General features: G+C 68.5%; 24 protein-coding genes, 1 tRNA gene and 1 pseudogene. 10 read left to right on the top strand and 16 right to left on the bottom strand.

Translation table 11 applies throughout. The annotated features are described in order from the left end of the window. Positions 1-136: 136 nt before the first annotated feature. Both AC3ENO_RS13605 and AC3ENO_RS13600 read left to right on the top strand, forming a co-directional pair. Positions 137-868: a response regulator transcription factor gene (locus tag AC3ENO_RS13605; protein WP_434971139.1), complete on the top strand. Its 732-nt coding sequence runs from the start codon at positions 137-139 to the stop codon at positions 866-868. Further along, positions 865-2,373, top strand: a complete 1,509-nt coding sequence (locus AC3ENO_RS13600; protein WP_434971138.1) for a sensor histidine kinase — start codon at positions 865-867, stop codon at positions 2,371-2,373. Before AC3ENO_RS13605 ends, AC3ENO_RS13600 begins: the two co-directional genes overlap by 4 nt. Here AC3ENO_RS13600 and AC3ENO_RS13595 read toward each other — a convergent pair. The 6 genes from AC3ENO_RS13595 to AC3ENO_RS13570 all read right to left on the bottom strand — a co-directional run bounded on the left by AC3ENO_RS13595 (position 2,360) and on the right by AC3ENO_RS13570 (position 7,965). Further along, positions 2,360-3,931: an FAD-dependent oxidoreductase gene (locus AC3ENO_RS13595; protein ID WP_434971137.1), complete on the bottom strand. Its 1,572-nt coding sequence runs from the start codon at positions 3,929-3,931 to the stop codon at positions 2,360-2,362. The genes AC3ENO_RS13600 and AC3ENO_RS13595 overlap by 14 nt on opposite strands. After that, on the bottom strand, positions 3,928-4,830 hold the full coding sequence (locus AC3ENO_RS13590; RefSeq protein ID WP_434971136.1) for an FAD:protein FMN transferase: 903 nt from the start codon (positions 4,828-4,830) through the stop codon (positions 3,928-3,930). Before AC3ENO_RS13590 ends, AC3ENO_RS13595 begins: the two co-directional genes overlap by 4 nt. 13 nt (positions 4,831-4,843) lie before the next feature. Next, positions 4,844-5,320, bottom strand: a complete 477-nt coding sequence (locus tag AC3ENO_RS13585) for an FMN-binding protein (protein ID WP_434971135.1) — start codon at positions 5,318-5,320, stop codon at positions 4,844-4,846. Between the two features lie 96 nt (positions 5,321-5,416). Then, entirely contained in the window at positions 5,417-6,451 is a 1,035-nt protein-coding gene (locus tag AC3ENO_RS13580; RefSeq protein WP_434971134.1) for a ribose-phosphate diphosphokinase, read from the bottom strand. After that, entirely contained in the window at positions 6,426-7,892 is a 1,467-nt protein-coding gene (glmU, locus tag AC3ENO_RS13575; RefSeq protein ID WP_434971133.1) for a bifunctional UDP-N-acetylglucosamine diphosphorylase/glucosamine-1-phosphate N-acetyltransferase GlmU, read from the bottom strand. The genes AC3ENO_RS13580 and glmU overlap by 26 nt, the downstream gene beginning before the upstream one ends. A 1-nt stretch (position 7,893) precedes the next feature. Continuing rightward, positions 7,894-7,965: transfer RNA gene (locus AC3ENO_RS13570), tRNA-Gln, on the bottom strand. 83 nt (positions 7,966-8,048) lie between these two features. Between AC3ENO_RS13570 and AC3ENO_RS13565 the strand changes: the two genes are divergently transcribed. The 7 genes from AC3ENO_RS13565 (at position 8,049) to AC3ENO_RS13535 (ending at position 14,672) form a co-directional block, all read left to right on the top strand. Continuing rightward, on the top strand, positions 8,049-8,546 hold the full coding sequence (locus AC3ENO_RS13565; RefSeq protein WP_434971132.1) for a MarR family winged helix-turn-helix transcriptional regulator: 498 nt from the start codon (positions 8,049-8,051) through the stop codon (positions 8,544-8,546). Next, the gene (locus AC3ENO_RS13560) at positions 8,539-9,042 is read left to right on the top strand and encodes a hypothetical protein (RefSeq protein ID WP_434971131.1); all 504 of its coding nucleotides are present in this window, start codon (positions 8,539-8,541) and stop codon (positions 9,040-9,042) included. Before AC3ENO_RS13565 ends, AC3ENO_RS13560 begins: the two co-directional genes overlap by 8 nt. Positions 9,043-9,108: 66 nt before the next feature. Then, complete coding sequence (locus AC3ENO_RS13555; RefSeq protein WP_434971130.1) at positions 9,109-10,425, top strand: GNAT family N-acetyltransferase; 1,317 nt, start codon at positions 9,109-9,111, stop codon at positions 10,423-10,425. A 39-nt stretch (positions 10,426-10,464) separates the two neighbouring features. After that, the gene (locus tag AC3ENO_RS13550; RefSeq protein ID WP_434971129.1) at positions 10,465-12,291 is read left to right on the top strand and encodes an ABC-F family ATP-binding cassette domain-containing protein; all 1,827 of its coding nucleotides are present in this window, start codon (positions 10,465-10,467) and stop codon (positions 12,289-12,291) included. A 149-nt stretch (positions 12,292-12,440) separates the two neighbouring features. Beyond that, positions 12,441-14,126: an FAD-dependent oxidoreductase gene (locus AC3ENO_RS13545; protein ID WP_434971128.1), complete on the top strand. Its 1,686-nt coding sequence runs from the start codon at positions 12,441-12,443 to the stop codon at positions 14,124-14,126. Further along, positions 14,126-14,413, top strand: coding sequence for a metal-sensitive transcriptional regulator (locus AC3ENO_RS13540; protein ID WP_434971165.1), 288 nt, complete (start codon positions 14,126-14,128; stop codon positions 14,411-14,413). Before AC3ENO_RS13545 ends, AC3ENO_RS13540 begins: the two co-directional genes overlap by 1 nt. A 97-nt stretch (positions 14,414-14,510) precedes the next feature. After that, positions 14,511-14,672, top strand: a complete 162-nt coding sequence (locus AC3ENO_RS13535) for a hypothetical protein (RefSeq protein WP_434971127.1) — start codon at positions 14,511-14,513, stop codon at positions 14,670-14,672. Positions 14,673-14,737: 65 nt separating this feature from the next. On the opposite strand, the gene AC3ENO_RS13530 is transcribed toward AC3ENO_RS13535, so the two are convergent. The 8 genes and pseudogenes from AC3ENO_RS13530 to rsmA form a co-directional block, all read right to left on the bottom strand. After that, positions 14,738-15,646, bottom strand: a complete 909-nt coding sequence (locus AC3ENO_RS13530) for an ABC transporter substrate-binding protein (RefSeq protein ID WP_434971126.1) — start codon at positions 15,644-15,646, stop codon at positions 14,738-14,740. Positions 15,647-15,721: 75 nt separating this feature from the next. Then, positions 15,722-16,450, bottom strand: a complete 729-nt coding sequence (locus tag AC3ENO_RS13525; RefSeq protein ID WP_434971125.1) for an ABC transporter permease — start codon at positions 16,448-16,450, stop codon at positions 15,722-15,724. Continuing rightward, on the bottom strand, positions 16,447-17,133 hold the full coding sequence (locus tag AC3ENO_RS13520) for an ABC transporter permease (protein WP_434971124.1): 687 nt from the start codon (positions 17,131-17,133) through the stop codon (positions 16,447-16,449). Before AC3ENO_RS13520 ends, AC3ENO_RS13525 begins: the two co-directional genes overlap by 4 nt. Next, on the bottom strand, positions 17,130-18,008 hold the full coding sequence (locus tag AC3ENO_RS13515) for an ABC transporter ATP-binding protein (protein ID WP_434971123.1): 879 nt from the start codon (positions 18,006-18,008) through the stop codon (positions 17,130-17,132). Before AC3ENO_RS13515 ends, AC3ENO_RS13520 begins: the two co-directional genes overlap by 4 nt. Positions 18,009-18,019: 11 nt before the next feature. Then, a pseudogene (locus tag AC3ENO_RS13510) lies at positions 18,020-18,325 on the bottom strand (DUF427 domain-containing protein); the annotation flags it as partial. Positions 18,326-18,445: 120 nt separating this feature from the next. Further along, on the bottom strand, positions 18,446-19,423 hold the full coding sequence (locus AC3ENO_RS13505; protein WP_434971164.1) for a 4-(cytidine 5'-diphospho)-2-C-methyl-D-erythritol kinase: 978 nt from the start codon (positions 19,421-19,423) through the stop codon (positions 18,446-18,448). After that, positions 19,417-20,496, bottom strand: coding sequence for an aldo/keto reductase (locus AC3ENO_RS13500; protein ID WP_434971121.1), 1,080 nt, complete (start codon positions 20,494-20,496; stop codon positions 19,417-19,419). Before AC3ENO_RS13500 ends, AC3ENO_RS13505 begins: the two co-directional genes overlap by 7 nt. A gap of 9 nt (positions 20,497-20,505) precedes the next feature. Further along, positions 20,506-21,360, bottom strand: coding sequence for a 16S rRNA (adenine(1518)-N(6)/adenine(1519)-N(6))-dimethyltransferase RsmA (gene rsmA / locus AC3ENO_RS13495; protein ID WP_434971120.1), 855 nt, complete (start codon positions 21,358-21,360; stop codon positions 20,506-20,508). Between the two features lie 92 nt (positions 21,361-21,452). Between rsmA and AC3ENO_RS13490 the strand changes: the two genes are divergently transcribed. Next, positions 21,453-22,907 (top strand): sugar porter family MFS transporter, encoded by a 1,455-nt coding sequence (locus tag AC3ENO_RS13490; RefSeq protein ID WP_434971119.1) that lies wholly within the window; start codon positions 21,453-21,455, stop codon positions 22,905-22,907. Between the two features lie 130 nt (positions 22,908-23,037). Here the strand turns inward: AC3ENO_RS13490 and hemL are convergent, their stop codons facing one another. Both hemL and hemB read right to left on the bottom strand, forming a co-directional pair. Next, positions 23,038-24,369, bottom strand: coding sequence for a glutamate-1-semialdehyde 2,1-aminomutase (gene hemL / locus AC3ENO_RS13485; protein WP_434971118.1), 1,332 nt, complete (start codon positions 24,367-24,369; stop codon positions 23,038-23,040). After that, positions 24,366-25,376 carry a porphobilinogen synthase gene (gene hemB, locus AC3ENO_RS13480; RefSeq protein WP_434971117.1) on the bottom strand — a complete coding sequence of 337 codons (1,011 nt, stop codon included), beginning with the start codon at positions 25,374-25,376 and terminating at the stop codon, positions 24,366-24,368. The genes hemL and hemB overlap by 4 nt, the downstream gene beginning before the upstream one ends. Between the last annotated feature and the right edge of the window lie 22 nt (positions 25,377-25,398).

Below are 25,398 nucleotides of genomic sequence, written 5' to 3'. Positions count from 1 at the left end.
ATGAGCAATCCCAGCGCTCGCTATGAGCCGGTTATGCCTCCTGGCGACGCGACGGACACTCGCGCGCGCACGGATTCACAGACAGCCCATAGTTCGCTCCATAGGAAACACATAGCGGGCGCCGCAGAATGGTGACATGACCTCCCCCGCCCCGTCTCTGCGCCGCCCGGACGGCGCCGCCCTGCGCATCCTCGTCGTCGATGACGAGCAGATGCTCACCGACCTGCTGTCGATGGCCCTGCGCATGGAGGGCTGGGACGTCCGTACGGCGGGGTCGGGCTTCGAGGCCCTCCAGGCCGTGCGGGATTTCGAACCCGACGCCATGGTGCTCGACATCATGATGCCCGACCTCGACGGCATGGCCGTTCTCCACCGCTTGCGGCAGTCGGGCAACGACGTCCCCGTGCTCTTCCTGACCGCAAAGGATGCCGTCGCCGACCGGGTCGCGGGCCTTACTGCGGGCGGAGACGACTATGTCACCAAGCCGTTCAGTCTTGAGGAGGTCGTCGCCCGGCTCCGGGGCCTCATGCGCCGCGCCGGCACAGCGACCAACAGCGAGGAGGAGCCGATCCTGCGGGTAGGCGATCTCTCACTCAACGAGGACAGCCACGAGGTGGAGCGGGGCGGAGACGCGATCGAGCTGACCGCGACCGAGTTCGAGTTGCTGCGCTACCTGATGCGCAACCAACGCCGGGTCGTGTCGAAAGCCCAGATCCTCGACCGCGTATGGAACTACGATTTCGGTGGCCGCTCGAGCGTCGTGGAGCTGTACATCTCGTACCTGCGTAAAAAGATCGATCAGGGCAAGGAACCGCTGATCCACACCGTCCGCGGCGTCGGCTACATGATCAAGGCGCCCACGTCGTGACACCGGCACGCGAAGGCGATGCCCCGGCCGCGCCGCCACGCGAGGACGTCCCGGCCGCGGTCCCTGTTCGGGACTGGCGGCATCGCTGGAGCCTGCAAGCACGCCTGATCGTCGCGATCGTCGGGATCGTCTCACTCATCCTCATCCTCATCGGAGTGGCAACCAGCACGCTGCTGCGCAGCATCCTGGAAGACAACCTGGACGCGAGCCTTCGTGATGCCGTCCAAAGCGTGCAGCTGGTCCCCGGGGCAAGTGCCGAGCAGATCTTGGATGCCGGGCGCCAGCCACCGGGATTCCTGTGGGTCATGAGCACCGGTGACGGCATCACGGGAGCCTATGTCACGGCCGATGAGGACGTCCGCGCGCTCACCGGCACCCAGATCCAGCAGTTGGTGACCTCGTCCACGACGGACTGGGGCACTGTCACCATCGATGGCCTCGGCACCTATCGGGTCGCTTTCGCGGGCCAGCCGGGAAGCCTGTTCGGAATCGCGGGGCTGCCGATCTCGGAAGTGACCGACACTGTCGCGCAGATTCTCACGACGGTGGCGCTCGTGACGGCGGGCGGCCTCGTGCTCCTGGGACTTGCCGTCACGGTCATCGTCCGCGCGAGCCTGCGTCCGCTACGGCTGGTCGCCGACACCGCGGAGCGGGTGGCGAGCGTACCGATGTCCGAGGGCGCCGTCTCGATCGCCGACCGGGTCCCGGCCGAAGAGACCGACGAACACACCGAGATCGGACGGGTGGGGCACGCGTTGAACACGCTGCTCGACCACGTGGATGCGTCGCTGGATGCCCGGCAACGCAACGAGGAACGGATGCGGCGCTTCGTCGCCGATGCGAGCCACGAACTGCGCACCCCGCTGGCGTCGATCCGCGGATACTCCGAACTGTCGCTGCGCGATCCCTCCTTAAGTGACACGACAGAGTCGGCGCTGACGCGGATCCAGGCGCAGTCGCTGCGCATGACGAGCCTTGTCGAAGACCTGCTGCTGCTGGCACGCCTGGACGAAGGTCAGGAGCTCGTCTACGGGTCGGTCGACCTCACGCGCATGGCCGTGGAGGCGCTCGGGGATGCCCAGGTGGCCGGGCCAGACCACCTCTGGCGACTCGAGGTCGACGAGGAGCCTGTGACGCTGCCCGGCGACGCCTCACGCCTCCAACAGGTCGTTGCCAACATCCTCGCCAACGCCCGCACCCACACGCCCGCCGGCACCGAGGTCACCCTCACGGTCGAGCGCGACGGCGAGGACGCGGTCGTCCACGTGCACGACAACGGCCCGGGCATCGATCCGACGATCGCCGACGAACTGTTCGAGCGCTTCTCGCGGGCTGACAGGTCGCGAGCCCGCCAGACCGGAGGAACCGGTCTGGGGTTGTCGATCGCCCGTGCGATCGTTCACGCACACCACGGTGAGATCTCGGTGCGTAGCAGCCCGGGCGACACGACGTTCACCGTCCGCCTGCCCATCAGGGTCGAGGCGGCCCCGATCAGTAGCCGCTGAACGCGTCCGTCGTCACCGACTTCGCCCGCTCCAGCGCCGGCGCAAGGTCGGCGATCAGCCGTGGCGGCCCTGAAATTGCCGCGTGACGGGTGTGCAGATCGGGGACGACCTCCAGCAGTCCCGCAGCATCCAACCGCACCCCACGCGCCCACTGCCAGTTATCGGGCAACGGGCCGGGATCATCGCGGGTGAACACCACGACGGGGACGCCGGACTGCGCGATGTCGTCACGGAAGGCGAGTTCCGCGGCCTCGGAGGCCACATAGACCAGGACGATGTCGCGCTGTTGACCGCTCGCGTGAAGGTGGCGCAGCTGCGACACGAACGGCGTGATGCCGATGCCGGCCGCCACCATGAGCAGCGGGGTCTCGACGCGGGACGGCAACACGAAGTCGCCCCAGATTCCGGTGACGGCCAGCGAAGCCCCGTCGCCGACCTCGGCAAGGGCGCGCTTGTACGAGCTGGGAGCGGGTCCGGTGCCGGCCGGGTATTCCCGGAACGCGATCCGGATGGTGGGCAGGTCCTCGGGAGCCGACGCGATGCTGAACTCCCGTCGGGTTCCCCGGGCATCGGGCCGGTGATGCGGGACGTCGAGTTCGAGGTACTGCCCGGGAAGGAAGTGAACGCGCCGCTTGGCGTTGAAGGTCAGCATCCGCACCGTCGGGGTGATCATCTGCCGGGACTGGAGGGTCAAGCGAACGGCGGCGCGCACCGAGAACGCGAACGCGACGAGGTTTCCCACCAGCAACGCGCGCTCCTGGCCGAGGGTGACCTCGCCGAGTGAGATCGGCCAGCCGGCGAGGACTCCGACGACACCGGCGACCAGGAACTGCTGCCAGCGGCGAGGAGGCAGCGTCAGGGGCTCCGAGAGCATGAAGATGCCGAGGAACAGGAACGGCGATGACCACAGCAGGGACCAGAACACCGTCCCCGGGTCGACAGCAAGCCCGGCCGACTGGTACTGGATCGTCGTCCGCACGAAACCGACGGCCACCGCGACCAGCAGGAACAGCGCAACGACACGGACCTTTTCGGTGCGCCAGAGCACGGCGAGTCCGAACAGCAGAACGGGGGCCGCGAGCACGGGCGTTCCCACCCACCACGCCGAGGCACCGAGCGCTGGCACCCAGATGCTCACGATCGTGAGAACTGCGGCTCCGACGGCCGCGGGGTTGAAGATGTGACGCCCCCGCCACGCGAGGACGTACTTGGATGCAGCCGCCACGGCGCCGGCCAGAGCGACACCGACCAGGGCCAGCGGGTCCAGAGACGGCCGAAGGATGAACAGCAGAATGAACGCCGTGATGACGGAGGACTCCAGGCGCAGCGACTGCCCGATGATCCGGTGGGCCACGATGTCGACGACGCCGCACGCGAGCGCGAGCACGACGAGCGTCGCCAACAGCTCGAGCGGTGTCGGCGCCACAAGCCCGAAGAACGAGACCCCGAACGCGACGACGGTCAGCGCGACCAACGCGAGGAACACCATGCGGTACATCGAGAACGTCCCGAGCACCGCGAAGACTCGATTCCACCCGGCCGTGAGAATTCCGATCATGTGAACAACTCTGCCTTACACCTCTGGGTCCCGAAGCCGGCCGACCACTCCACCCGACCAGCCGTCGTCATGCGCACCCACTCGACTCCCCACCGGTGAGCGAGTTCAGCGCCGCCCTCGAAGAACAGGGCGGTCGCGACGGCATCCGCCACCATCGCGCTCGCCGCGATCGCCCACGTGGCCGCGATCGTGCGCACCGGGGTGCCTGTCCGGGCGTCGAGGACGTGGTGCAGCCCCTCGCCCCAGGCACGCCGGTTGGTCGCTGACGCGCACAGCGCGGCGTCCGCGAGCTCGACGACGCCCACGATTCGCCGCGGATCATACGGATGCTCGAGGCCGACCCGCTCGGGTGCTGCGGAGGCACGGATATCGCCGCCCGCGTCGACAGTCAGACGTCCCGGTTTGCGCGACGCGAGCTCCTCGTACACGCGGTCCAAGAGTCGCCCCTTGCCGACCGCGCCGATGTCGATGAGGGCGGGCTCGGCGAGCTGGAGCAGCCCGTCACGGATGGACACCGTGCGACGCCAATCCCGCGGTGCGCTCACGACTCCGCGCGAGCGCAGCGAGTACGACCGGTCGTACCCGAGGGCTTCCAGGGATGCGCCCACCAGCGGGCTCACCGCGCCGGAGGTCGCGTCGTCGAGGTCCGCGTAGACGGCGAACATCGCCTCGGCGTCTACGGGAAGCGGCCGCGAACCCCCGAGTGCGGACAGCGCGGTCACCGTCGAGTCCTCCCGGAACCGAGACCACTCCCGATCGAAGGCGTCGATGAGCGCCGACACCGCGGCGCGATCGCTGTCGGTCAGTGCATCGACGGTATCGACGGTCCACTGGGTTCCGATCGCCTCGAAGCGCCACGCCGCGACATCATCTCTGTCGCCGCGCGCTCCGCCACTCATCGGGCCGGCACCCTCAGGACGCCGCTTCAGCCTTGATGAGCTCGAGAGCCTGCATGAAGCCGCCGCTGGTCAGCGAGGACCCCGCCACGCGGGTCACCGAGACCTCGTCGAGACTCTTTCCGACCACCTCATTGCTGATGCCGCCGATGAACTGCGACTGATACTGCTCCGATTCCCGCGCCTGCGGGTCTCCGGTGACCTCGACGTCGGTGACGACCTCATCGGCGATCGTGAGCGTCACCACGACGGTTTCGACCGACTCGGGCGTCGCGTACGACCCCTCGGCCGTGTAGGTCCCGTCGGCGTACCCGCCGGTCGCGGCGGAGCTCTCGTCGGTCGTTGCGGCATCCGACGTCGTCGCGGCATCCGGCTGCGACGCATCGGCCTCGGCCACCGCGTCGGTCGCCCCACACCCGGCGAGGGTGAGCGCTCCAGCGACTCCGACGAGGGCGACTCCCATGCGGATGGGGCGGGAGGGTGTGCGAGTCATGAGCGTTCCTTCCTGAGGGTCGTCACCGTCATCCTTGCGTCCATGCCTATGCATACGCTTTGAGCAGGCGCAGGTCGCGCGGGGGTGCCCAGGGGCTCAGGCCGCTCCGTCGAACATGCTCGTGACCGAACCGTCCTCGAAGACTTCGCGGATCGCCCGCGCCAGCAGGGGCGCGATCGGAAGAACCGTCAACGACTCCCAGCGCTTCCGGTCAGGGATCGGGATGGTGTCGGTCACGACCACCTCGTCGATCGAGGCATCCTGCAGCCGTTCGCTGGCCGGATCGCTGAAGACCGCGTGCGTGGCCGCCACGATGACGCGCTCGGCGCCGCTCTTCTTGAGCGCCTGGGCCGCCTTGACGATCGTCCCGCCGGTGTCGATCATGTCGTCGACGAGCAGACATACCCGCCCCGCGACTTCACCGACGATCTCGTTGACGGTGACCTGGTTGGCCACGTTCGGATCGCGCCGCTTGTGGATGATCGCCAGCGGCGCTCCCAGGCTGTCGGACCACGTGTCGGCAACCCGCACCCGGCCGGTGTCGGGCGACACGACGGTGAGCTTCGCACGGTCCTCGGGGGAGAGGTTCTGTTCGAAGTACTCCAGCAGCACCGGCTTGGCGAAGAGGTGATCGACCGGGCCGTCGAAGAACCCCTGGATCTGCGCGGCGTGCAGGTCGACGCTCATGACGCGGTCGGCACCGGCCGTCTTCAGGAGGTCGGCGACCAGGCGGGCGCTGATCGGCTCTCGGCCGCGACCCTTCTTGTCCTGCCGGGAGTAGGGGAAGTACGGGGCGACGACGGTGATGCGCTTCGCGGATGCCCGCTTTGCGGCATCCAGCATGATCAGCAGCTCCATGATCCACTCGTTGACCGGCGGACCGAACGACTGGATGAGGAACAGATCGCACCCGCGGATGGACACCTCGAAACGGGTCAGGATCTCCCCGGACGCGAAAGTCCGGTACTCCGTGGGGACCAGATCCGTGCCGAGGGCCGTCGCGACATCGTCCGCGAGACTCGGGTGGGAGCGACCGGACGCGACGACGAGGCGCTTCTTGGTCTTGGCGACAAGGCCAGGAGCGATGCCGCTTTCTCTGTCGAGATCAACCGTCTTGTTCTTGCTCGCCATCGTCCGCTTCCTGTGCGGACCGGGCCCGCGCGGCGACCTCGGCGGCGGCTGTTCCCGGTCTGTTGTTCTCGACCCACCCCTCGATGTTGCGCTGAGGGGCCACGCTCAGAGCCAGAGCGCCCGGGGGGACATCCTTGCGGATGACGGCACCGGCGCCGGTCTTCGCACCGTCTCCGATCCTAACGGGCGCGACGAAGACGTTGTGCGACCCGGAGTGGACCTCGTCACCGATCTCGGTGCGGTGTTTGGCGAGATCGTCGTAGTTCGCGGTGATCGCCCCCGCCCCGAGATTCACGCCGCGCCCGATCGTCGTGTCCCCGATGTAGGACAGGTGGGGGACCTTGCTGCGCTCGCCGATCGTGGAGTTCTTGACCTCCACGAAGGTTCCGACCTTGCTCTGCGCGGCCAGGGTCGCGCCGGGGCGGAGATAGGCGAAGGGTCCGACCGCGGCTCCCCGTCCGATCACGGCGAGCGTCGCATCCGTGCGGGTGACCGTCGCGTTCTCCCCCACCTCGCAGTCCACGAGTGACGTGTCAGGACCGATCGTTGCGCCGCGCTCGACCGTCGTCGCCCGAAGGATGTGGGTGTTGGGCAACACCGTGACGTCGGGCGCCAGAGTCGCCGTGACGTCGATCCAGGTCGTAGCGGGGTCGAGGATCGTGGCGCCCTCGAGCTGCCACCGGCGCACCGTCCGTGCGTTCAGGGCCCGCGCCGCCTCGGACAGCTGAACACGGTCGTTCACACCGAGCGCGTCCTGCGCCGCCGGAGCGTCGGAGGCCGCGACGGTCTGACCGGCAGCGCGGAGGATGCCGATCACATCCGTGAGGTACTTCTCCCCCTGCGCGTTCGCCGTGCCCACGGCGGCAAGGCTCGTGCGTAGTTCGGCGGCGCGGAAGACGTAGATCCCGGTGTTGATCTCGCGGACAGACAGCTCGTCGGCGGTGGCATCCTTCTGCTCCACGATGCGCTCGACGGCGCCGTCTGCGCCGCGGATGACGCGGCCATACCCGGTCGCGTCATCCAGCGTCGCGCACAGCAGTGTCGCGCACGCGGCGGCGGCGCGGTGGCTGGCCAGGAGGGATTCGACGACTCCGGCCTCGACCAACGGGACATCCCCGCTGAGCACGAGCACGTCGCCGTCGAATCCGTCCAGAGCGCCCAGGGCGAGCTCGACGGCGCGCCCGGTTCCCGGAATCTCGTCCTGGTCGACGATCTCGACGCCGGGAAGCAGGCCGCTCACGGCATCCGCGACGAGATCGCGCTCGTGTCGCACGACCACGACGGCCCGTGCCGGGGCCAGAGCCGACGCGGTGCGCAGCACATGACCGATGAGCGGAAGTCCACCGATCTGGTGCAAAACCTTGGGGGTCGCGGACTTCATCCGCGTGCCCTGTCCTGCCGCGAGGATCACGACGGCGATCGGTGTGGTGTGCTCAGCCATGCTCCGCCGCCAGGACTCGAACCTAGACCTCACAGCTCCAAAGGCTGTCGTGCTGCCATTACACCACGGCGGACCGGCGCGTACGCGGCCGCGCTCCAGTCTGCCAGAGGACGCGTCAGCCGGGATAACGGCCCGGCCTACCGGGATAATGGCGGAGTGCCTGCTGAATCCGACGAGGTCGACCGCATCGTCGAAGCGTGGACTGCGCAGCGTCCCGACCTGGACTTCTCCCCGCTCGAGGTCCTCTCGCGCGTCGATCGCCTCTCCCGCCATCTGGACCGGGCGCGTCGCGAAGCCTTCCGTCGCTCCGAACTCGAACCGTGGGAGTGGGATGTCCTGTCGGCGCTTCGGCGCGCGGGAGACCCGTTCCAACTCAGCCCGAAGCAGTTGCTGCAGCAGACGCTCGTCTCGTCCGGCACGATGACCAACCGCATCGACCGGCTCGTGGGTCGCCGACTCGTGCGGCGCGAGTCCGACCCGGGCGATGGACGGGGCATCCTCGTGACGCTCACCGCAGACGGCCGGACGCGCGTGGATGCCGCTATCACGCGCCTGGTGGATGCTGAGTCCGTCTTGCTCGAAAGCCTTTCCCGCGCTGACCGCGACCGCCTCGCAGCACTGCTGCGCAAACTCTCCCTGGGGTTCGATGTCTGAGACACAAGACCGATCCGGCCGCTGGCACGAGTGGTTCGACGTGCGCTTTCGCACGCCGGCCGCCGTGTACGGCCTCATCGTGTACTCGGCACTGCTGATGATCACCTCCGACCACTACAGCGATGTGACGGAGGTGGTGGTCGCGTCGGTCTCGACGCTCGTCGTGTTCTTCATCGCCCACGTCTTCGCGTACACCCTCGCCGACCACGGCGTGCACCCGCTGGGTCGTGCGACGCGCTACGCCATCACCCACTCCGCGGGGATGCTGTGGGCTGCCCTTCCACCCACCCTCGCGATGATCATCGCCGGCGTGGCGGGCTTGGATGCGGACGACGCGTCCAGCTACGCCCTGTGGGCGACGATGGCAGTGCTCGCCTTCCTCGGGTACGTCGCGTACTCGCGAACGGGAGCGGGTATCGCACTCCGAATCTTCGGCGCGATCGGAACGGCGCTGCTCGGGGCATTCGTGGCGATCCTCGAGTACGCCTTCCACTGAGCTGCCGAGGCCCGCTCCCCCGCGGCGCCGGCATGCCATGTCGTCTGCCCCGCGTAGCGTAGAGACATGATGAGCGACAGCCCACAGAGCTTCCACGACGCGCCACTGGACGCCGTGATGTCGGAGTCTCTCGCGCAGCAGGGCCTTTCCGTCAGCCGCGTCGACGACACGACGCGCATCCAGACCGATGCTTGGCTCTCCGCCGTCTCGCGCGGCTTCCTCGACGAGGACCCCGGCGAGACCCGGCGTCACGCGTTCTTCGAGCGCGCCGCGTACCGTCGCAAACTCGGCGTCTACGACGCCGCCGCGGCGCAGCCAGAGGTCCCCGTCGCCACCTTCGCGTCGTGGTCCACCGAGCTCACCGTCCCCGGCGGCACGGTCCCCGCCAGTGCGATCAGCTCGGTGACGGTCGCACCCACGCATCGTCGTCGCGGCATCCTGCGCTCCCTGATGGCCGGCGAGCTGCGCACCGCGGCCGCTCTCGGACTGCCCGTGGCGGTTCTCACCGTCAGCGAATCGACGATCTACCGGCGGTTCGGGTTCGGTGCCGCAGCGGCATCGGCGCATTGGGATCTCCGGGTGCGACGTGCCGCATGGAACGGGCCGCATGCTGCCGGTCGGGTGGACTTCGTGTCCCGTGAGCAGGCTCGCGATACCGCCGCGGTGCTCCACGAGCGCGTCCGCCTCGACTGCCCCGGCGAGATCGCCTTTCCTGGCGGTCACCTCGAGCGCGTCTTCGGCACCAGCGCGGATGCCGAGAAGCCCGAGCGCCTGCGCGCCGTGCAGTACCGCTCGCCGTCGGGAGAGACCGAAGGTGTCGCCGTCTACACCGTGACCGAGAACGTCGAGAGCTTCTCGGACTCCACCGTCGATGTCTCTCTGCTGCTGGCCGCCACCGACGACGCGTACGCGGGCCTGTGGCGTTTCTTCCTGGAAATGGACCTCATCGGGCGCCTGCGTGCGTCGGAGCTGGCCGTCGACGAACCGCTGTGGTGGATGATCGCCGACCAGCGGGCCGCCACGATCACCGTGTCGGATCATCAATACGTTCGCATCCTCGACGTTCCCGCCACGCTCGCGAGCCGCCGCTACGACATCGCCGATACGATCGCGCTCGAGGTGAGCGATCCGCTCGAGCTCGCCGGGGGCACGGTCGTGCTGGCGACGGATGCCGAGGGCGTCGCATCCGTCGAGAGGGTCGATGCCCCACCGGCAGGCGTGCCGCTCGTAAGGCTCGGCGTGGCCGATCTGTCTTCCCTGCTCCTGGGCGGGGTGTCGGCGGTGACGCTGGCGCGAGCTGGCCGGATCGAGACCGATCACCCCGCGCGCATCGCGCGGGTGTTCCAGACCGCTCACGCTCCGCGGCTGAGCTTCTGGTACTGACGCGCAGCTGCACCCCGCACGGCGCCTAGCCTGGAGGGGATGGCACATCTCCTGGGCGCCGAAGCGCTGCATCTTGAGTTCCCCACGAAAGTGGTCTTCGACTCCGTGACTCTCGGCATCGCCGAGGGCGACCGGATCGGCATCGTCGGTCGCAACGGCGACGGCAAGTCGAGCCTGCTCGCTATGATCGCCGGGCGCCTCGAACCCGACGCCGGGAAGGTGACCGTGCGTGGTGGAGTCCGGATCGGAGTCGTCGACCAGCAGGACACTCTCGATGACGACCAGACGGTGGGGCGGGCGATCGTCGGAGACCTCGACGAGCACGAGTGGGCCGGCGACGCCCGCATCCGTGATGTGCTCGCGGGCCTGGTGACAGACCTCGACTGGGACGCTCCGCTCTCGACACTGTCCGGGGGCCAGCGCCGCCGCGTCGCCCTCGCGGCAGTGCTGATCGGAGACTGGGACATCCTCATCCTCGACGAGCCCACCAACCACCTGGATGTCGAGGCGATCGCGTGGCTCGCGGGCCACCTCACGAAGCGGTGGGCCGCCAACGCCGGGGCGCTGCTGGTCGTCACGCACGACCGGTGGTTCCTCGACGAGGTGTGCACCCTGACCTGGGAGGTGCACGACCGGATCGTCGAACCGTTCGAGGGCGGCTACGCCGCCTACATCCTGCAGCGCGTCGAACGTGACCGCCAGGCGGCAGCCATCGAGGCCCGGCGCCAGAACCTCGCGCGCAAAGAGTTGGCGTGGCTGCGTCGCGGCGCGCCAGCCCGGACCTCGAAGCCGAAGTTCCGCATCGATGCCGCCAACGAACTCATCGCTGATGTCCCCGAGATCCGCGACCGCATCGCGCTCCAGTCGCTGGCCGTCACACGGCTGGGCAAGGACGTGGTCGATCTGCTCGATGTCTCCGTCGGCTTCGACGGCCGTGAGGTCCTCCGCGACATCGAATGGCGCATCGCGCCGGGCGAGAGGACGGGCATCCTCGGTGTCAACGGTGCGGGCAAGTCCACGCTCCTCGGACTGATCGACGGGAGCGTCTTGCCCAGCGGCGGCCGGGTCAAGCGCGGGAAGACGGTGCGGGTGGCGACCCTCACGCAGCGGCTCGACGAGCTGGAGGAGCACCTGGACGACCCCGTGCGTGTCGTGATCGGTCGACTGCGCACGAGCTACACGATCGGTGCGGGTTCCAAGGCGCAGGAGCTGACGCCCGGTCAACTGCTCGAGCGGCTCGGGTTCTCTTCCGCGCAGCTCTCGACACCGGTGCGCGACCTCTCAGGGGGTCAGAAGCGCCGTCTTCAGCTGCTGCTCATCCTGCTCGACCAGCCGAACGTGCTCATCCTCGATGAGCCGACGAACGACCTCGACACCGACATGCTCGCAGCGATGGAGGATCTGCTCGACTCGTGGCCGGGGACGCTCCTGGTCGTCTCGCACGACCGTTACTTTCTGGAGCGGGTCACGGATCAGCAATACGCCATCGTGCCGGGGACCGACGGCGCAGGACGGCTGCGTCATCTGCCCGGGGGCGTCGACGAGTACCTTCGGCTGCGCGAGGGCAGCAGACACTCGGACTCGCGAGCCGGCCAGGTGCGCGCCGAGCCGGCCCGACAGAACGACGATGCCGCACCTGCCCTCTCGGGCGCAGACCTGCGGGCAGCCCAGAAAGAGGTGAGCGCGATCGAGCGCAAGCTCGAGCGACTCACGCAGCGCACGGCGCAGATCCACGAGCGGATGGCCCTCCACGATCACAGCGACTACGACGGACTTGCTCGCCTGGGTGAGGAGCTCCGCGAGGTCGAAGCCGAGACCGCGGCCCTCGAGGAACGCTGGTTCGAGCTCACCGAACTATCGACCTGAGCCAGAACGGACGGGCACGCTCGTTCCTGACGTCCTTCCGGGTCGGATGCGCATTTGGCCCCGGTATACCCCAGGGGGTATAGTTACGGAAGCTTCTCCCCTCCGAAAGCTCTCCCTCCGAAAGCTCTCTCCTACGAAAGTGAGTGCCCATGCGCATCGTCATTGTGGGCGGCGTCGCCGCCGGCATGAGCGCCGCAGCCCGCGCCCGCCGTCACGACGAGTCCGCCGAGATCATCGTGCTCGAGCGCGGACCCGAGGTCTCGTTCGCCAACTGCGGCCTGCCGTACCACGTCGGCGGCGAGATCCCCCACGAGTCCTCTCTCCTGCTCCACACTCCCGAGACCCTGCGGGCCGCGCTCAACCTCGATGTGCGCACCGGTCACGACGTCACGGCGATCGACACGGCAACAAAGACCGTGACCGTCGCCTCGGCATCCGGTGTCGAGGACATGACCTACGACGCCCTCATCCTCGCTCCTGGCGCTGCCGCGATCCGTCCCCCGCTGCCGGGGTTGGACTCGCCCCGCGTACGGACGCTGCGCACCGTCTCGGATGCCGTCACGATCAAGAGCTGGGTCGACGAGGGCGCTCGGCGCGGCGTCGTGCTCGGCGCCGGCTTCATCGGACTCGAAGCCGCCGAAGCACTCCGCCACCGCGGCCTCGAGGTCGACGTCGTCGAACTCGCCCCGCATGTGCTGCCGCCGCTGGAGCGCGAGCTCGCAAGCGTCGTCACGACGCAGCTGACCAATCTCGGCATCCGTGTCCACGACGGTGTCGCCGCAGAGCGCGTCGACCATGGCGCCGATGAGGACGTGGTCGTGCTCGGCGACGGCACCCGCATCCCCGCCGATCTGATCGTGCTCTCGGTCGGCGTGCGCCCCGACACCGCCTTCGTCGAGGCCGCGGGGATCGAGACCGTGCGGGGTGCGATCGTCGTGGACGCGCACGGCCGCACGTCCGCACCGGATGTCTGGGCTGCCGGCGACGCCGCCATGAGCACGGATGCCGTCACCGGCGTCCAGCGCCCCGTGCCGCTTGCCGGACCCGCCAACCGCGCCGGGCGTCTGATCGCCGACGACATCTTCGGCATGACCGGAGCCCGCGCGATCCCCGAGCCGGTCGGCACGGCGATCGTGCGGGTGGGCGAGATCACGGCAGCCATGACCGGCGCCAACCGCGCCGCCCTGGATGCCGCGGGCATCGCATACACGACCCTTCACCTTCACCCGATGCAGCACGCCGGCTACTTCCCGGGGGCTGCCACGGTGCACCTGATCGTCCACGTCGCGGACGACGACGGCCGAGTGCTGGGCGCGCAGGCCGTCGGATACGAGGGCATCGACAAGCGCATCGACGTGCTGGCCACGGCCATCCGCGCCGGGCTGCCTGCGACCGATCTCATGGACCTCGACCTCGCCTACTCGCCGCCGTATGGCCAGGCCAAGGACCCGGTGAACCTCGTGGGCATGGTCGCCGAGAACGTGCAGAACGGACGCTTGAAGCTCTGGTACGCCGACGAGCTCGACCGGATGCGCGAGAACGCGCTGATCCTCGATGTCCGCACACCGCGCGAGTTCGCGTCCGGACACATCGAGGGCTCCCTCAACATCCCGCACACCGAGCTGCGCGAGCGGATCGACGAGGTCCGTGAGGCGGCCCAGGGCCGGCCGGTGGCGGCACTGTGCGCGGCGGGAGTCCGCTCGAACATCGCTTACCGCATCCTGGTCGGCAACGGATTCGACGCCGCATCCCTGTCGGGCGGGATCCAGACCCTCCGCCAGTGGTGGGGCACAGAAGCCGCCGACATCCTTGTCAGAGAGAAGGTCACCGCATGATGATCACCGGCACCCCCGAAGAGCAGGCAGCTGTCCGTAAGCGCATCACCAACCGCCTCAAGCGCGCGCAGGGGCAGCTGAACGCCGTGATCGCCTCGGTCGAGGCCGGCGACACCTGCCGCGACATCGTGACGCAGCTCTCCGCCGTCACCAGCGCCCTCGACCGGGCGGGCTTCGCGATCATCTCTGCCGCAATGCGGGACTGCCTCGCCGACCCCGAGGGAGCCGCGGAGGCCGAGGGGCTGACCCAGGAGGAGCTCGAGAAGCTCTTCCTGTCGCTGGCCTGAGCCGCCACCGCTCCCCACCCCTTGTTCGGTCCGCGCGCTGCCCGGGCCGCTGATCGGCGCGCCCGCGAACGGGTTACCGCCAGAGAAGGAGATACCGATGTGCTACCAGACGACCTGCCGAAAGTGCGGCAAAGTCACGTGGGGCGGATGCGGCCAGCACGTGCAGCAGGCCCTCGCCGGCGTCCCGAAGTCCCAGCGTTGCGCGGGCCACGAGAACGAACCGTCGAAGGGTTTCTTCGCGAGCCTGTTCGGCCGCTGATCGCAGTCACGCGCAGCGCCCTCCGTCGGATCCTCTGACGAAGGGCGCTGCGCGTTGTCGGGGCGTCAGGCGAGGCCGTTCTCCTGCAGCCACTGCGACGCGATATCGGCGGGCGACATCTGATCGACCGTGCTCTGCACGTTCAGCGCCACCAGGCCCTCGGGAGTCAGGGCGGCACTGACGGCGTTGATGACGTCGGCGATCTCGTCGGCGACGTCCGCGTTCACGACCGGGACGACGTTCGAGGCGAGGAAGAGACCCTCGGGGTCCTCGAGCACGACCAGGCCCGCCGTCTGGATGCGCGGGTCGGCGGTGTAGATGTTCGCGAGGTTGATCGTTCCCGCTTCGAGGTCCTCGAACGTGGTGTCACCGGTCGCCGAGAATCCGACGTCGATGCCGTACACCTCGGCGAGGCCGGTCGGCCCGTAGGGGCGCTCGGCGAGCTCGGGCGGGCCGCCGAGCGTGAGCGGCACCGTCACATCTGCCAGATCGGCGATCGAGACCAGGCCGTATTCATCGGCAAAGGCGGAGGTCACGGTGTACGAGTCCTGGTCGGTCGCGGTGGACTGATCGAGCACGACAAGACCCTCGGGAAGGGCGTCCGGCAATGCCGCGTAGACCTGGTCAGCCGTGCGAGCGGTCGTCTCAGGGTCGAAGTACTGCAGAAGGTTGCCGGTGTACTCGGGGAAGAGCGTGACCTCGCCGCTCTCCAGCGCGGGAATGTAGGCGTCCCGCTGCCCGATGTTGAACTGACGCTCGACGTCGAAACCGGCGTTCTCGAGTGCCTGTGCGTAGATCTCGGCGATGATCTCGTTGGAGTAATACGCCTGCGAACCGACGACGATCGTGTCGGGCGCGGCGTCGCCGCTGCCGTCGGTGGGCTCATCGAGCGGGTTGCCCGACGCGCAGCCGGCCAACAGCAGCGCGGCGGCGCCGGCGAGCGCGGCGGCGCGGAGGGTGCGTGTGGTGGTCATGGTGCCTCTTTCTCTTTCTGGTGGTGCGGGCTCTGTGTGCGGGATCGGATCGGTGTGGTGGATCGGTGTGGTGGATCAGCTTGATGCGGCGAGGGACAGGTCGGCACGGCGGGAGCGGGATCGGCGTGGAACCGGGGGCGGGCGCACGCCGCGCGGCACGACGCCGCGCTGCGCGAGGGCCAGCAGCCCATCAAGAATCAGGGCGAGCGCGGCGACCAGGACCGCGCCGGCGAGGACCTGGTCGAATCGGCCCAGCGGGATGCCCTGAATGATCGGCCAGCCCAGGCCGCCGAGGTTCACGTAAGCGGCGATCGTCACGGTCGCGACGACCTGGAGGGTGGCGGTGCGAAACCCCCCCATCAGAAGCGGCAGGCCGAGGGGGACCTCGACACGCCACAGCACCTGCCAGCGGGTCATCCCGACGGCACGGGCCGCATCGATCGTCGCGCGGTCGATCGCCTGGATGCCGGTATATGCGCCCGCCAAGAGGGAAGGGATCGCCAGCAGGACGAACGTGATGATCGCCGCCTCAGGGCGGCGCGTGACGCCCAGAACCAGAACGAGAAGGATGAGGAGACCGAACGAGGGAATCGCTCGCGCCGCGCCCGAGATCGCCACTGCGATCTCCCTACCCTTCCCGGTGTGTCCGATCGCCCACCCGAGAGGGACGGCGATGAGCGTCGCGATGCCGACCGAGGCGAAGGTGTAGCCCAGCTGCTGGACGAAGAGGATCGGGAGACTGTAGGGGCCGGTCCACTGCTCTGGCGCAACGATCCAGAGCCACGCATCGATGATGAGATTCATGCGCTCGCTCCTACCGACACCGCCGGCGCGGCAGCGCGCGACTGGATGCGGCTCCGGCGAGTCCACGGCATGAGCATCCGTCCCGCGACGACGAGGACGAGGTCGATCAGGAGCGCGAGGATGACCACAGCGATGATCCCCGCGAGCACCTCAGGGATGATGCGCCGCTGCAGACCGTTCGTGAACAGGTAGCCGAGATTCGTGACGCCGACGAGGATGCCGACGGTGGCCAGCGAGATCGTGCTGACGGAGGTCACGCGAAGTCCGGCGAGGATGACGGGTCCGGCCAGCGGGAGTTCGACCCGGAAGAACCGGCCCGCCCCGGAGAAGCCCATCGCCGTCGATGCCCCGCGCACGCCCTCGTCGACCGAGTCGAGGCCATCGACGACCGAGCGCACGAGGATCGCGATCGCATAGAGGGTGAGCGCGATGATGAGGTTCGCGTCGCTGAGTGCGCTGTACCCGAACACGGTCGGGAGAAGGATCAGGAGGGCAAGCGACGGGATGGTGTACAGCATCCCCGTGACCGTGATCACCCAGCCCCGCAGCAGCCCGAAGCGCCACGCGAGGTAACCCAGCGGAATCGACAGGACGAACCCCAGCACGATCGCAATGACGCACTGACGCAGATGCTCCACCGAGAGTTGAGCGATCAGCCCGAGGTTGTCGAGGATCCAACTCACGGCGAGCTGCCCCCCGCTAGCCGAGCCACTCCGCCGTCCGCCTCGCCTCCGGGAGGCTGCACGGGCTCGTCGAGCATGCCCTGGGTCCGGCCCGTGCCATCGATCACCGCCGTGCCGGTCGCGGTCTTCTTCAGGTGCAGCGACCGTTTGCCGTGGTCGACTCCCACGAACGAGGCGACGAACTCGGATGCCGGGTTCTCGAGGATCTCGCTGGGAGAACCGACCTGCGCGATGTGCGCGCCCTTCTCGAGGATGACGACCTGGTCTCCGAGCAGGAAGGCCTCATCGATGTCGTGCGTGACGAAGACGATCGTCTTGTCGACCTCGTCCTGCAGACGCAGCAGTTCCTGCTGAAGTTCCGCGCGCACGATCGGGTCCACCGCGCCGAAGGGCTCATCCATCAGCAGGATGTTGGGGTCTGCCGCCAGCCCTCGCGCCACCCCGACACGCTGCTGTTGACCGCCCGAGAGCTGGCTGGGATAGCGCTTGGCGAAGGATCGGTCAAGCCCCACGGTGTCCATGAGCTCGAGGCCTCGTGCGCGTGCCGCAGCACGCGAGACGCCCTGCAGCACCGGCACCGTGGCGATGTTGTCGATCACGGTGTAGTGCGGCAGAAGCCCGGAGTTCTGCATGACGTACCCGATGCCACGGCGAAGCTTCACGGGGTCAGCGTCGGCGATGTCCTCGCCGTCGATCGTCACGGCACCGGCCGACGGCTCCACCATCCGGTTGATCATGCGCAACAGAGTCGTCTTGCCGCATCCTGACGAACCGACGAAGACCGTCGTCTTGTGCGCGGGCAGCGTGAGACTGAACCCGTCGACGGCCCGGGTTCCGTCGGGAAACTGTTTCGTGACGTCGTCGAAGATGATCACGGCGCACCGGGTCAGTCGATGACCGACACGTCCTTCCCGAAGGCGACGTAGCCCGAGAAGTCGGTACCCACGCGCTCGAACGCGCTCGGGTAGGGAGTCGGGTATGCCCATGCCCCGTCCGAGTGCGTGACGCCGTCCGCGACGATGTCGTAGTACTGGCACACGCCCTTCCACGGGCAGGTGTAGGGAGTGGGGCTCTCGACGAGCGCACCGTCAACGATGCTGCTCGGCGGAAAGTACCAGTTCCCCTCGATCGAGACGAGCTCATCGCGAGACGCTTCCGCGATGACGACATTGTCGATGACAGCCTTCATGGTTCTCCGTTCGTCGGGGACGGCCGATGCGGCTTCGAATCACGCTACCGGAGGCCGGGGACACTGCGGGCGGTTATGACCGACGCAGAGGCCGTCAGCGTCGGCGACTGCGCACACGGCGCATCAGATCAGCCGCGCGCCGGGCACGGGACCGTGGACGTGGAGAGCCGTATAGCCTGCAGCCGAGAGCGTCACCTGCAGTTCCAGGGCGGACTCGAGATCCTCCGACAAGAACGCGACGGTCGGACCCGACCCCGACACGAGCCCGGCCAGCGCGCCCGAACGATCGCCGAGATCGAGCACTCCGCGCAGATCGGGCCGGAGCGAGAGCGCCGCCTCCTGGAGGTCGTTGTGCAGGTGGCCCGCCAGGGCGTGCGCATCGCCGGCACGAAGGGCGTGCAGCACACCGGGAGCGACCAGCGGATCGGCGTCATCCTGGCTCCTCCCCGTACGCCCGGACAGCCGGATGGCCCCGGTGGACGGGTGGCCGCTCATCGCCGCGCCGGAGCGGAGCCGGTCGAGCTCCCGGTACACGGCAGGAGTCGACAGGCCCCCGTTCGAAAGGACGATGACCCACTCGAAACGGCCGGTGGCCAGCGCCGGACTCAGCCGGTCGCCACGCCCGAGTCCCACGGCCGTTCCGCCCATCAAAGCGAAAGGGACATCGGCGCCCAGGCGAGCGGCGAGCCGGTGCAACTCCGCAGAGCCGACCTCCGTGCCCCACAGCGCGTCACAGGCGACCAGCACGGCCGCAGCGTCCGCAGAGCCACCGCCCATTCCCCCCGCGACCGGAACGTGTTTGTCGACCGTGAGGTGAACGCCGCCGTCGAACCCCGTGTGCTGAGCGAGGATACGGGCAGCCCGCAGCGCGAGGTTTCGATCGTCGACCGGGACTGCTGACACGTCCACGGATCCGGTCACGTCGAGCCGGAAGTCGTCGGCTGCCACCGCCCAGACGTCTTCGAACAGCGAGACCGCCTGGTAGGCGGATGCGACGGCATGGTAGCCGTCGTCCAAGAGCGGACCGACTTCGAAGAAGACGTTGAGCTTTCCCGGCGCCCGCACCCGGACGCCGTCGGAGCGAAGCGGTGCGGTCACGATGCCGAGGCATCCGCCCAGATCAGACCCGACGGCGACAGGTCGATGCCGTCGGTGAGAGTGTCGATCTGCTCGATCTCCTCGGTGTCGAACGCGGGACCCTCGAGCGCGGCGAGGTTCTCGTCGAGTTGGGCCGGGCGCGAGGCGCCGATGAGGGCGGAGGTGACCACCGGGTCACGCAACACCCACTGGATCGCCATCTGGGCAAGGCTCTGGCCGCGCTGACGCGCGATCTCGTTCAGACCCGCCAGAATCGTGCGACCCCGGTCGGACACCCTGTCCGCGGGAACCGAGTTGCGGTTCTGTGCGCGATCGGCCGCGCCGCCGTGGAGATACTTGTCGGTGAGCAGGCCCTGCGCGAGAGGCGTGAAGGCGATCGCGCCGAGTCCCTCCTGACGCAGCACACCGGTCAGGCCGTCTTCGACCCAGCGGTTGAGCATCGAGTACGACGGCTGGTGGATCACGAGCGGGGTGCCGAGGCTGCGGGCCACGGCGACGGCGACGGCCGTCTGCTCCGCCGAGTACGAGGAGATCCCCACGTACAGGGCCTTGCCCTGGCGGACGAGGGTGTCCAGGGCGCCGATGGTCTCCTCGACCGGGGTGACCGGATCCATCCGGTGCGAGTAGAAGATGTCGACGTACTCGAGGCCCATCCGCTGCAGGGACTGCTCCGCGCTCGCGAGGATGTACTTGCGCGACGCGTAATCACCGTAGGGACCGGGCCACATGTCGTACCCGGCCTTGGACGAGATGATCAGCTCATCCCGGTACCGTCCGAAGTCCTCCCGCATCATCCGGCCGAAGTTCGTCTCGGCCGAGCCATAGGGCGGCCCGTAGTTGTTCGCGAGATCGAAGTGGGTGATCCCGGAGTCGAACGCGTGTCGCAGCAGCGCGCGCTGGTTGTCGAACGGGATGTTGTCGCCGAAGTTCCACCAGAGCCCGAGCGAGACCGGAGGGAGGTAGAGCCCCGAGGTGCCGACTTGCCGGTACTCTGTGGCGCCGTAGCGGCTCTCGGATGCCGAATAGGGTCGATGAAGGTCGTATCGGCTGCGCGAGAATCGCTGCTCGTCGGTCATGCTTCGAGGCTAGCGCGGCTCCGGGGAGTGTGCTCTGGCGATGCGAAGGAACTCCGCAGCCGTCAACTCCTCCCCCCGCGCCGTCGGGGCGATCCCGGCTCGCTCCAGCGCGGCGGATGCCTGGGCAGCCGACCCGCCGAGAACGCCAGCGAGCGCCTGGCGCAGCATCTTGCGCCGTTGCTGAAAGGCCGCGTCGATGATGCGGAAGGTGAGCGCGCGCTCGGTCTCCGACCCGAGCGGGTCGGTCCGCTGGAAGCCGACGAGGACGCTGTCGACGTTCGGAACCGGCCAGAACACCTGGCGCGACACAGTCCCTGCCAGTCGCCACGTGCCCCACCACGCTGCTTTCGCGCTCGGCGCTCCGTACACCTTGGACCCGGGTAGGGCCGCCAACCGCTCACCCACCTCCGCCTGCACCATCACGACACCCCGAACGATCGAACGGAACGTTTCGAGGAAGTGCAGGAGCACCGGCACGGAGACGTTGTAGGGCAGGTTGGCCACGAGCACCTCGGGCTCACCCGGAAGCTGTACCACCCGAAGCGCGTCCTCGTCGATGACCCGCAGCGCGCCCTGGGGAACCCCATGAGCGGATGCCGTGGCAGGAAGCCGCTCTGCGAGCCTGTGGTCGATTTCGACGGCCGTCACCTCGGCTCCGGTCTCGAGGATCGCCAGAGTCAGGGAGCCAAGGCCCGGGCCGACTTCCACGACGTGCTCGCCGGCCTGCACGCCGGCGAGGTGCACGATCTTGCGCACCGTGTTGGCGTCGACGACAAAGTTCTGTCCGAGCTTCTTGGTCGGGGTCACGCCGAGGTCGGCAGCCAGCGCCCGCACTTCCGCGGCGCCCAGGAGGGTGACGGGCATGCGTTCACTGTAGTTGGCCGGCGCAACGACGTCGCGAAACCCGACCGAGCGAATCCGTCACGCGACGCCATCGCGGGAGTACGGTGAGTCGCGTGACATCCTCTTCTGACGCGCTCCCCACGGGGACGTTCTCCCTCAACAGCACCTATGGCCGCCGCGCCATCGGCCTGTCCATCGCCGCTGCCGTCGGTGGATTCCTGTTCGGCTTCGACTCGTCGGTGGTCAATGGCGCCGTCGAGTCGATCCAGGCCGATTTCGCCCTGAACGACTTCGTGACCGGCTTCATCGTCGCCGTCGCCCTGCTGGGGTGCGCCGTCGGCGCGCTCACCGCGGGCAACCTCGCGGACAGATGGGGCCGCCTGAAGGTCATGTTCCTCGGCGCGGTGATGTTCTTCGTCAGCGCGATCGGTACCGGCCTCGCCTTCTCGGTGTGGGACCTCGGTCTGTGGCGCATCGTCGGCGGCATCGGCATCGGCATCGCCTCGGTGGTCGCCCCCGCCTACATCGCCGAAGTGGCACCCCGGCAGATCCGCGGCGGGCTCGCCTCCCTGCAGCAACTCGCGATCACGATCGGTATCTTCGCGGCGCTCCTGTCGGATGCTCTGCTCGAAGGCATCGCCGGCGGTGCCGACAACGTGCTCTGGCTCGGCCTGGAGGCGTGGCGCTGGATGTTCCTGGTGGCGGTGGTTCCCGCGGCGGTGTACGGCATCCTGTCGTTCACGGTGCCGGAGTCACCGCGCTACCTGATCAGCAAGGGGCGCAACGATGAGGCCCGTGCGATCTTCGCCCGCCTGGTCCCGCCCGTCGATCTCGACAAGACGATGAACGAGCTCATCACGGCGATCGAGACCGACAAGAAGAACGCCGGGGTGTCGATCCGGGGCAGGGCGCTGGGTCTGCAGCCGATCGTCTGGATCGGCATCATCCTGTCGGTGTTCCAACAGTTCGTCGGCATCAACGTGATCTTCTACTACTCGACGAGCCTGTGGAACTCGGTCGGCATGACCAACGCGCCACTGATCAGCGTCTTCACCAGCGTCACGAACGTGCTCGTCACATTGATCGCGATCTTCCTGGTCGACCGGGTCGGCCGAAAGCCCATCCTCTTGACGGGTTCCGTGCTCATGGCACTGTCACTCGGCACGATGGCACTGGCCTTCTCGTTCGCCACCGGTACCGGTAAAGACGTTCACCTCGACGGCGCGTGGGGCCCCATCGCTTTGGTCGCGGCAAACCTCTTCGTCATCGGATTCGGCGCCTCGTGGGGACCGCTGGTGTGGGTGCTTCTGGGCGAGATCTTCCCGAGCCGCATCCGCGGCAAGGCCCTCGGTGTCGCGGCCGGAGCGCAGTGGATCGCGAACTTCCTCATCACCATGACCTTCCCGGTGATGTCGACGTGGTCGCTCCCGCTGACGTACGGGATGTATGCCACGTTCGCCGCGCTGTCGTTCTTCTTCGTCTGGCTGCGCATTCCCGAGACCAAGGGCATGGAGCTCGAACAGACCGAGACGCTCTTCACCCGCCCGAAGGCCAAGGCCAAGGCCTGACCACCCCGGCCCGACGCCACACCGCGAAGCAGCCCGTTTTCGTTCAGACAGCCCGCATTGCGGGCTGGTTCGGCGGGAACGGGCTGCTTCGCGGAAGAGGCAGGACTGGTGTGCGGGGTCAGGCGCGGGGTCAGGCGCGGGCGGATGCGGCGGCGCGCGCCGCGGCGGGAAGGGCCGCCGCGATCCGCTCCAGCGCAGTATCGTCGTGCGCGGCGGTGAGGAACCACGCCTCGAACGCGGATGGGGGCAGCGACACCCCCGCCTCGAGCATCGCGTGGAAGAACGCGCGGTACCGGAAGGTCTCCTGCCGCACCGCGGTCTCGTAGTCGTCGACGCCGCCCGCAACCTCCTGGCCCCAGAAGACGCTGAAGAGGTTGCCCGCGCGCTGGATCACGTGCGCAACACCGGCCCCCGTGAGGGCGTCGGAAACCGCTGCGGACAGCTGGGCTGACGCACGGTCGAGCCTGGCATAGACCTCGGCATCCGCGCGGCGCAGCGTCTCCAGGCCCGCAGCGACCGCGACGGGGTTCCCCGAGAGCGTCCCGGCCTGATAGACGGGGCCAAGCGGCGCGAGCAGGTCCATGACGTCTGCGCGGCCAGCGACGGCAGCGACCGGAAGGCCTCCACCGACGACCTTGCCGAAGGTGAACAGGTCGGGTGTGTAGCGCTCCCCCGCGGCATCCTGCAGACCCCAGAATCCCGCTGGTCCCACGCGAAAGCCCGTGAGGACCTCGTCGACGATCAGCAACGCGCCCTGCTCACGGCAGGTCTGCGCGAGCAGGGCGTTGAACCCCGGATGCGGAGAAACGACACCCATGTTCGCCGCAGCAGCCTCGGTGATGACAGCCGCGATCTGCCCCGGGTGCTGCGCGAACACCTCGGCCAGCGCGCCCGGATCGTTGTAGGGAATCACCACGGTGTGCGCGGCGATCGAGGCAGGAACACCCGCGGACCCGGGCAGCGCGAGAGTCGCCAGCCCCGAACCTGCCTGCGCGAGAAGCCCGTCGGAGTGACCATGGTAGTGACCCGAGAACTTCACGACGAGGTCACGCCCGGTGTACCCGCGTGCCAGGCGAACCGCCGTCATCGTCGCCTCGGTCCCGGTCGAGACCAGCCGCACACGCTCCACCGCCCCCACGCGGGCTGCGATCAGCTCCGCGAGGTCGGTTTCTGCGGGGGTGCTGGCACCGAACGAGAGTCCTCGGGCTGCCGCTGCCTGCACGGCCTCGACGACGGCCGGGTGAGCATGGCCGAGAATGGCAGGCCCCCAGCTGGCGACGAGATCCACGTACTCGCGACCGTCGGCATCCGTGACCATCGGGCCGCGCGCGCTGACGAAGAACCGCGGGGTTCCCCCGACGGACCCGAAGGCGCGTACCGGGGAGTTCACGCCGCCGGGCATGGCGTGACGGGCACGGGCGAACAGCGCCTCGTTGTTCGAGGACATCGCGGTCTCGCTCATGCCTGAACCTCCGTTCCGAGAGCGCGTGCGCCCTCTCGCAGACGTGCGGCGATCTCGAGGGCCCAGTAGGTGAGGATCGCGGCGGCTCCCGCGCGACGGATGCCGAGCACCGACTCCATGATCGCGCGGTCCCGATCGATCGCTCCGGCGGCGGCAGCGGCCTCGATCATGGCGTACTCCCCCGAGACCTGGTAGGCCCAGACGGGGACCGGCGAGCGCTGCGCGACCGCGGCGAGGACGTCGAGATAGGGACCCGCGGGTTTGACCATGACGATGTCTGCGCCCTCTCGGATGTCGAGGTCCGCTTCCAGGACGCCCTCGCGGGCGTTCGCGGGATCGAGCTGATACGTCGTCCGGTCGCCGACGAGCGTCGACTCGACCGCGTCGCGGAAAGGCCCGTAGAAGGCGGATGCGTACTTCGCCGAGTAGGCCAGAAGAACGACGTCCGTGCGACCTGCAGCATCCAGTGCGCCGCGGACGGCAGCGACCTGGCCGTCCATCATGCCCGACAGTCCGAGGATCTGGGCGCCCGCATCGGCCTGCGCGATGGCCATCGCCGCGTACCGTTCGAGCGTCGCGTCATTGTCGACAGCGCCCCGGCCGTCGAGCACGCCGCAGTGCCCGTGGTCGGTGAACTCGTCCAGGCATAGGTCGGCCTGGACGGTGAGCCGTCCGGCTGACGCGTCGGCGGCGACCCGGATCGCACGGTTGAGGATGCCGTCGGGTCTTGTTGCACCGGATCCGACGGCATCCCGGTGCAGCGGGACGCCGAACAGCATGATGCCGCCGATCCCGGCATCCGCGGCGGCCTGCACCACGGCGGGGAGCGTCGCAAGCGTCTCCTGCCGCACCCCGGGTATCGACGCGATCTGCTGGGGCTCGTCGCGCTCGGTCACGAAGACCGGAAGCACGAGAGCGGATGCGGACAGCGTGTGCTCCGCGACGAGCCGGCGCATCGCGGGACTCTGCCGCAGTCGGCGCGGGCGGTGGGTGGGGAACGTGCTCATGAAGGCAACTCCGTGGTCGGTT

It is taken from the genome of Microbacterium sp. bgisy207 (genome assembly GCF_057706855.1).
Note: the sequence above shows the minus strand (reverse complement) of the source record. Positions and strands in the feature narration are given on the sequence as shown.

Bases quoted from the DNA above. Each gene is read 5' to 3' on its own strand.
- AC3ENO_RS13605 (WP_434971139.1), top strand. From the start codon at position 137: ATGACCTCCCCCGCCCCGTCTCTGCGCCGCCCGGACGGCGCCGCCCTG.
- AC3ENO_RS13595 (WP_434971137.1), bottom strand. From the start codon at position 3,931: ATGATCGGAATTCTCACGGCCGGGTGGAATCGAGTCTTCGCGGTGCTC.
- AC3ENO_RS13590 (WP_434971136.1), bottom strand. From the start codon at position 4,830: ATGAGTGGCGGAGCGCGCGGCGACAGAGATGATGTCGCGGCGTGGCGC.
- AC3ENO_RS13585 (WP_434971135.1), bottom strand. From the start codon at position 5,320: ATGACTCGCACACCCTCCCGCCCCATCCGCATGGGAGTCGCCCTCGTC.
- AC3ENO_RS13580 (WP_434971134.1), bottom strand. From the start codon at position 6,451: ATGGCGAGCAAGAACAAGACGGTTGATCTCGACAGAGAAAGCGGCATC.
- glmU (WP_434971133.1), bottom strand. From the start codon at position 7,892: ATGGCTGAGCACACCACACCGATCGCCGTCGTGATCCTCGCGGCAGGA.
- AC3ENO_RS13560 (WP_434971131.1), top strand. From the start codon at position 8,539: ATGTCTGAGACACAAGACCGATCCGGCCGCTGGCACGAGTGGTTCGAC.
- AC3ENO_RS13555 (WP_434971130.1), top strand. From the start codon at position 9,109: ATGATGAGCGACAGCCCACAGAGCTTCCACGACGCGCCACTGGACGCC.
- AC3ENO_RS13550 (WP_434971129.1), top strand. From the start codon at position 10,465: ATGGCACATCTCCTGGGCGCCGAAGCGCTGCATCTTGAGTTCCCCACG.
- AC3ENO_RS13545 (WP_434971128.1), top strand. From the start codon at position 12,441: ATGCGCATCGTCATTGTGGGCGGCGTCGCCGCCGGCATGAGCGCCGCA.
- AC3ENO_RS13540 (WP_434971165.1), top strand. From the start codon at position 14,126: ATGATCACCGGCACCCCCGAAGAGCAGGCAGCTGTCCGTAAGCGCATC.
- AC3ENO_RS13535 (WP_434971127.1), top strand. From the start codon at position 14,511: ATGTGCTACCAGACGACCTGCCGAAAGTGCGGCAAAGTCACGTGGGGC.
- AC3ENO_RS13530 (WP_434971126.1), bottom strand. From the start codon at position 15,646: ATGACCACCACACGCACCCTCCGCGCCGCCGCGCTCGCCGGCGCCGCC.
- AC3ENO_RS13525 (WP_434971125.1), bottom strand. From the start codon at position 16,450: ATGAATCTCATCATCGATGCGTGGCTCTGGATCGTTGCGCCAGAGCAG.
- AC3ENO_RS13500 (WP_434971121.1), bottom strand. From the start codon at position 20,496: ATGACCGACGAGCAGCGATTCTCGCGCAGCCGATACGACCTTCATCGA.
- rsmA (WP_434971120.1), bottom strand. From the start codon at position 21,360: ATGCCCGTCACCCTCCTGGGCGCCGCGGAAGTGCGGGCGCTGGCTGCC.
- hemL (WP_434971118.1), bottom strand. From the start codon at position 24,369: ATGAGCGAGACCGCGATGTCCTCGAACAACGAGGCGCTGTTCGCCCGT.
- hemB (WP_434971117.1), bottom strand. From the start codon at position 25,376: ATGAGCACGTTCCCCACCCACCGCCCGCGCCGACTGCGGCAGAGTCCC.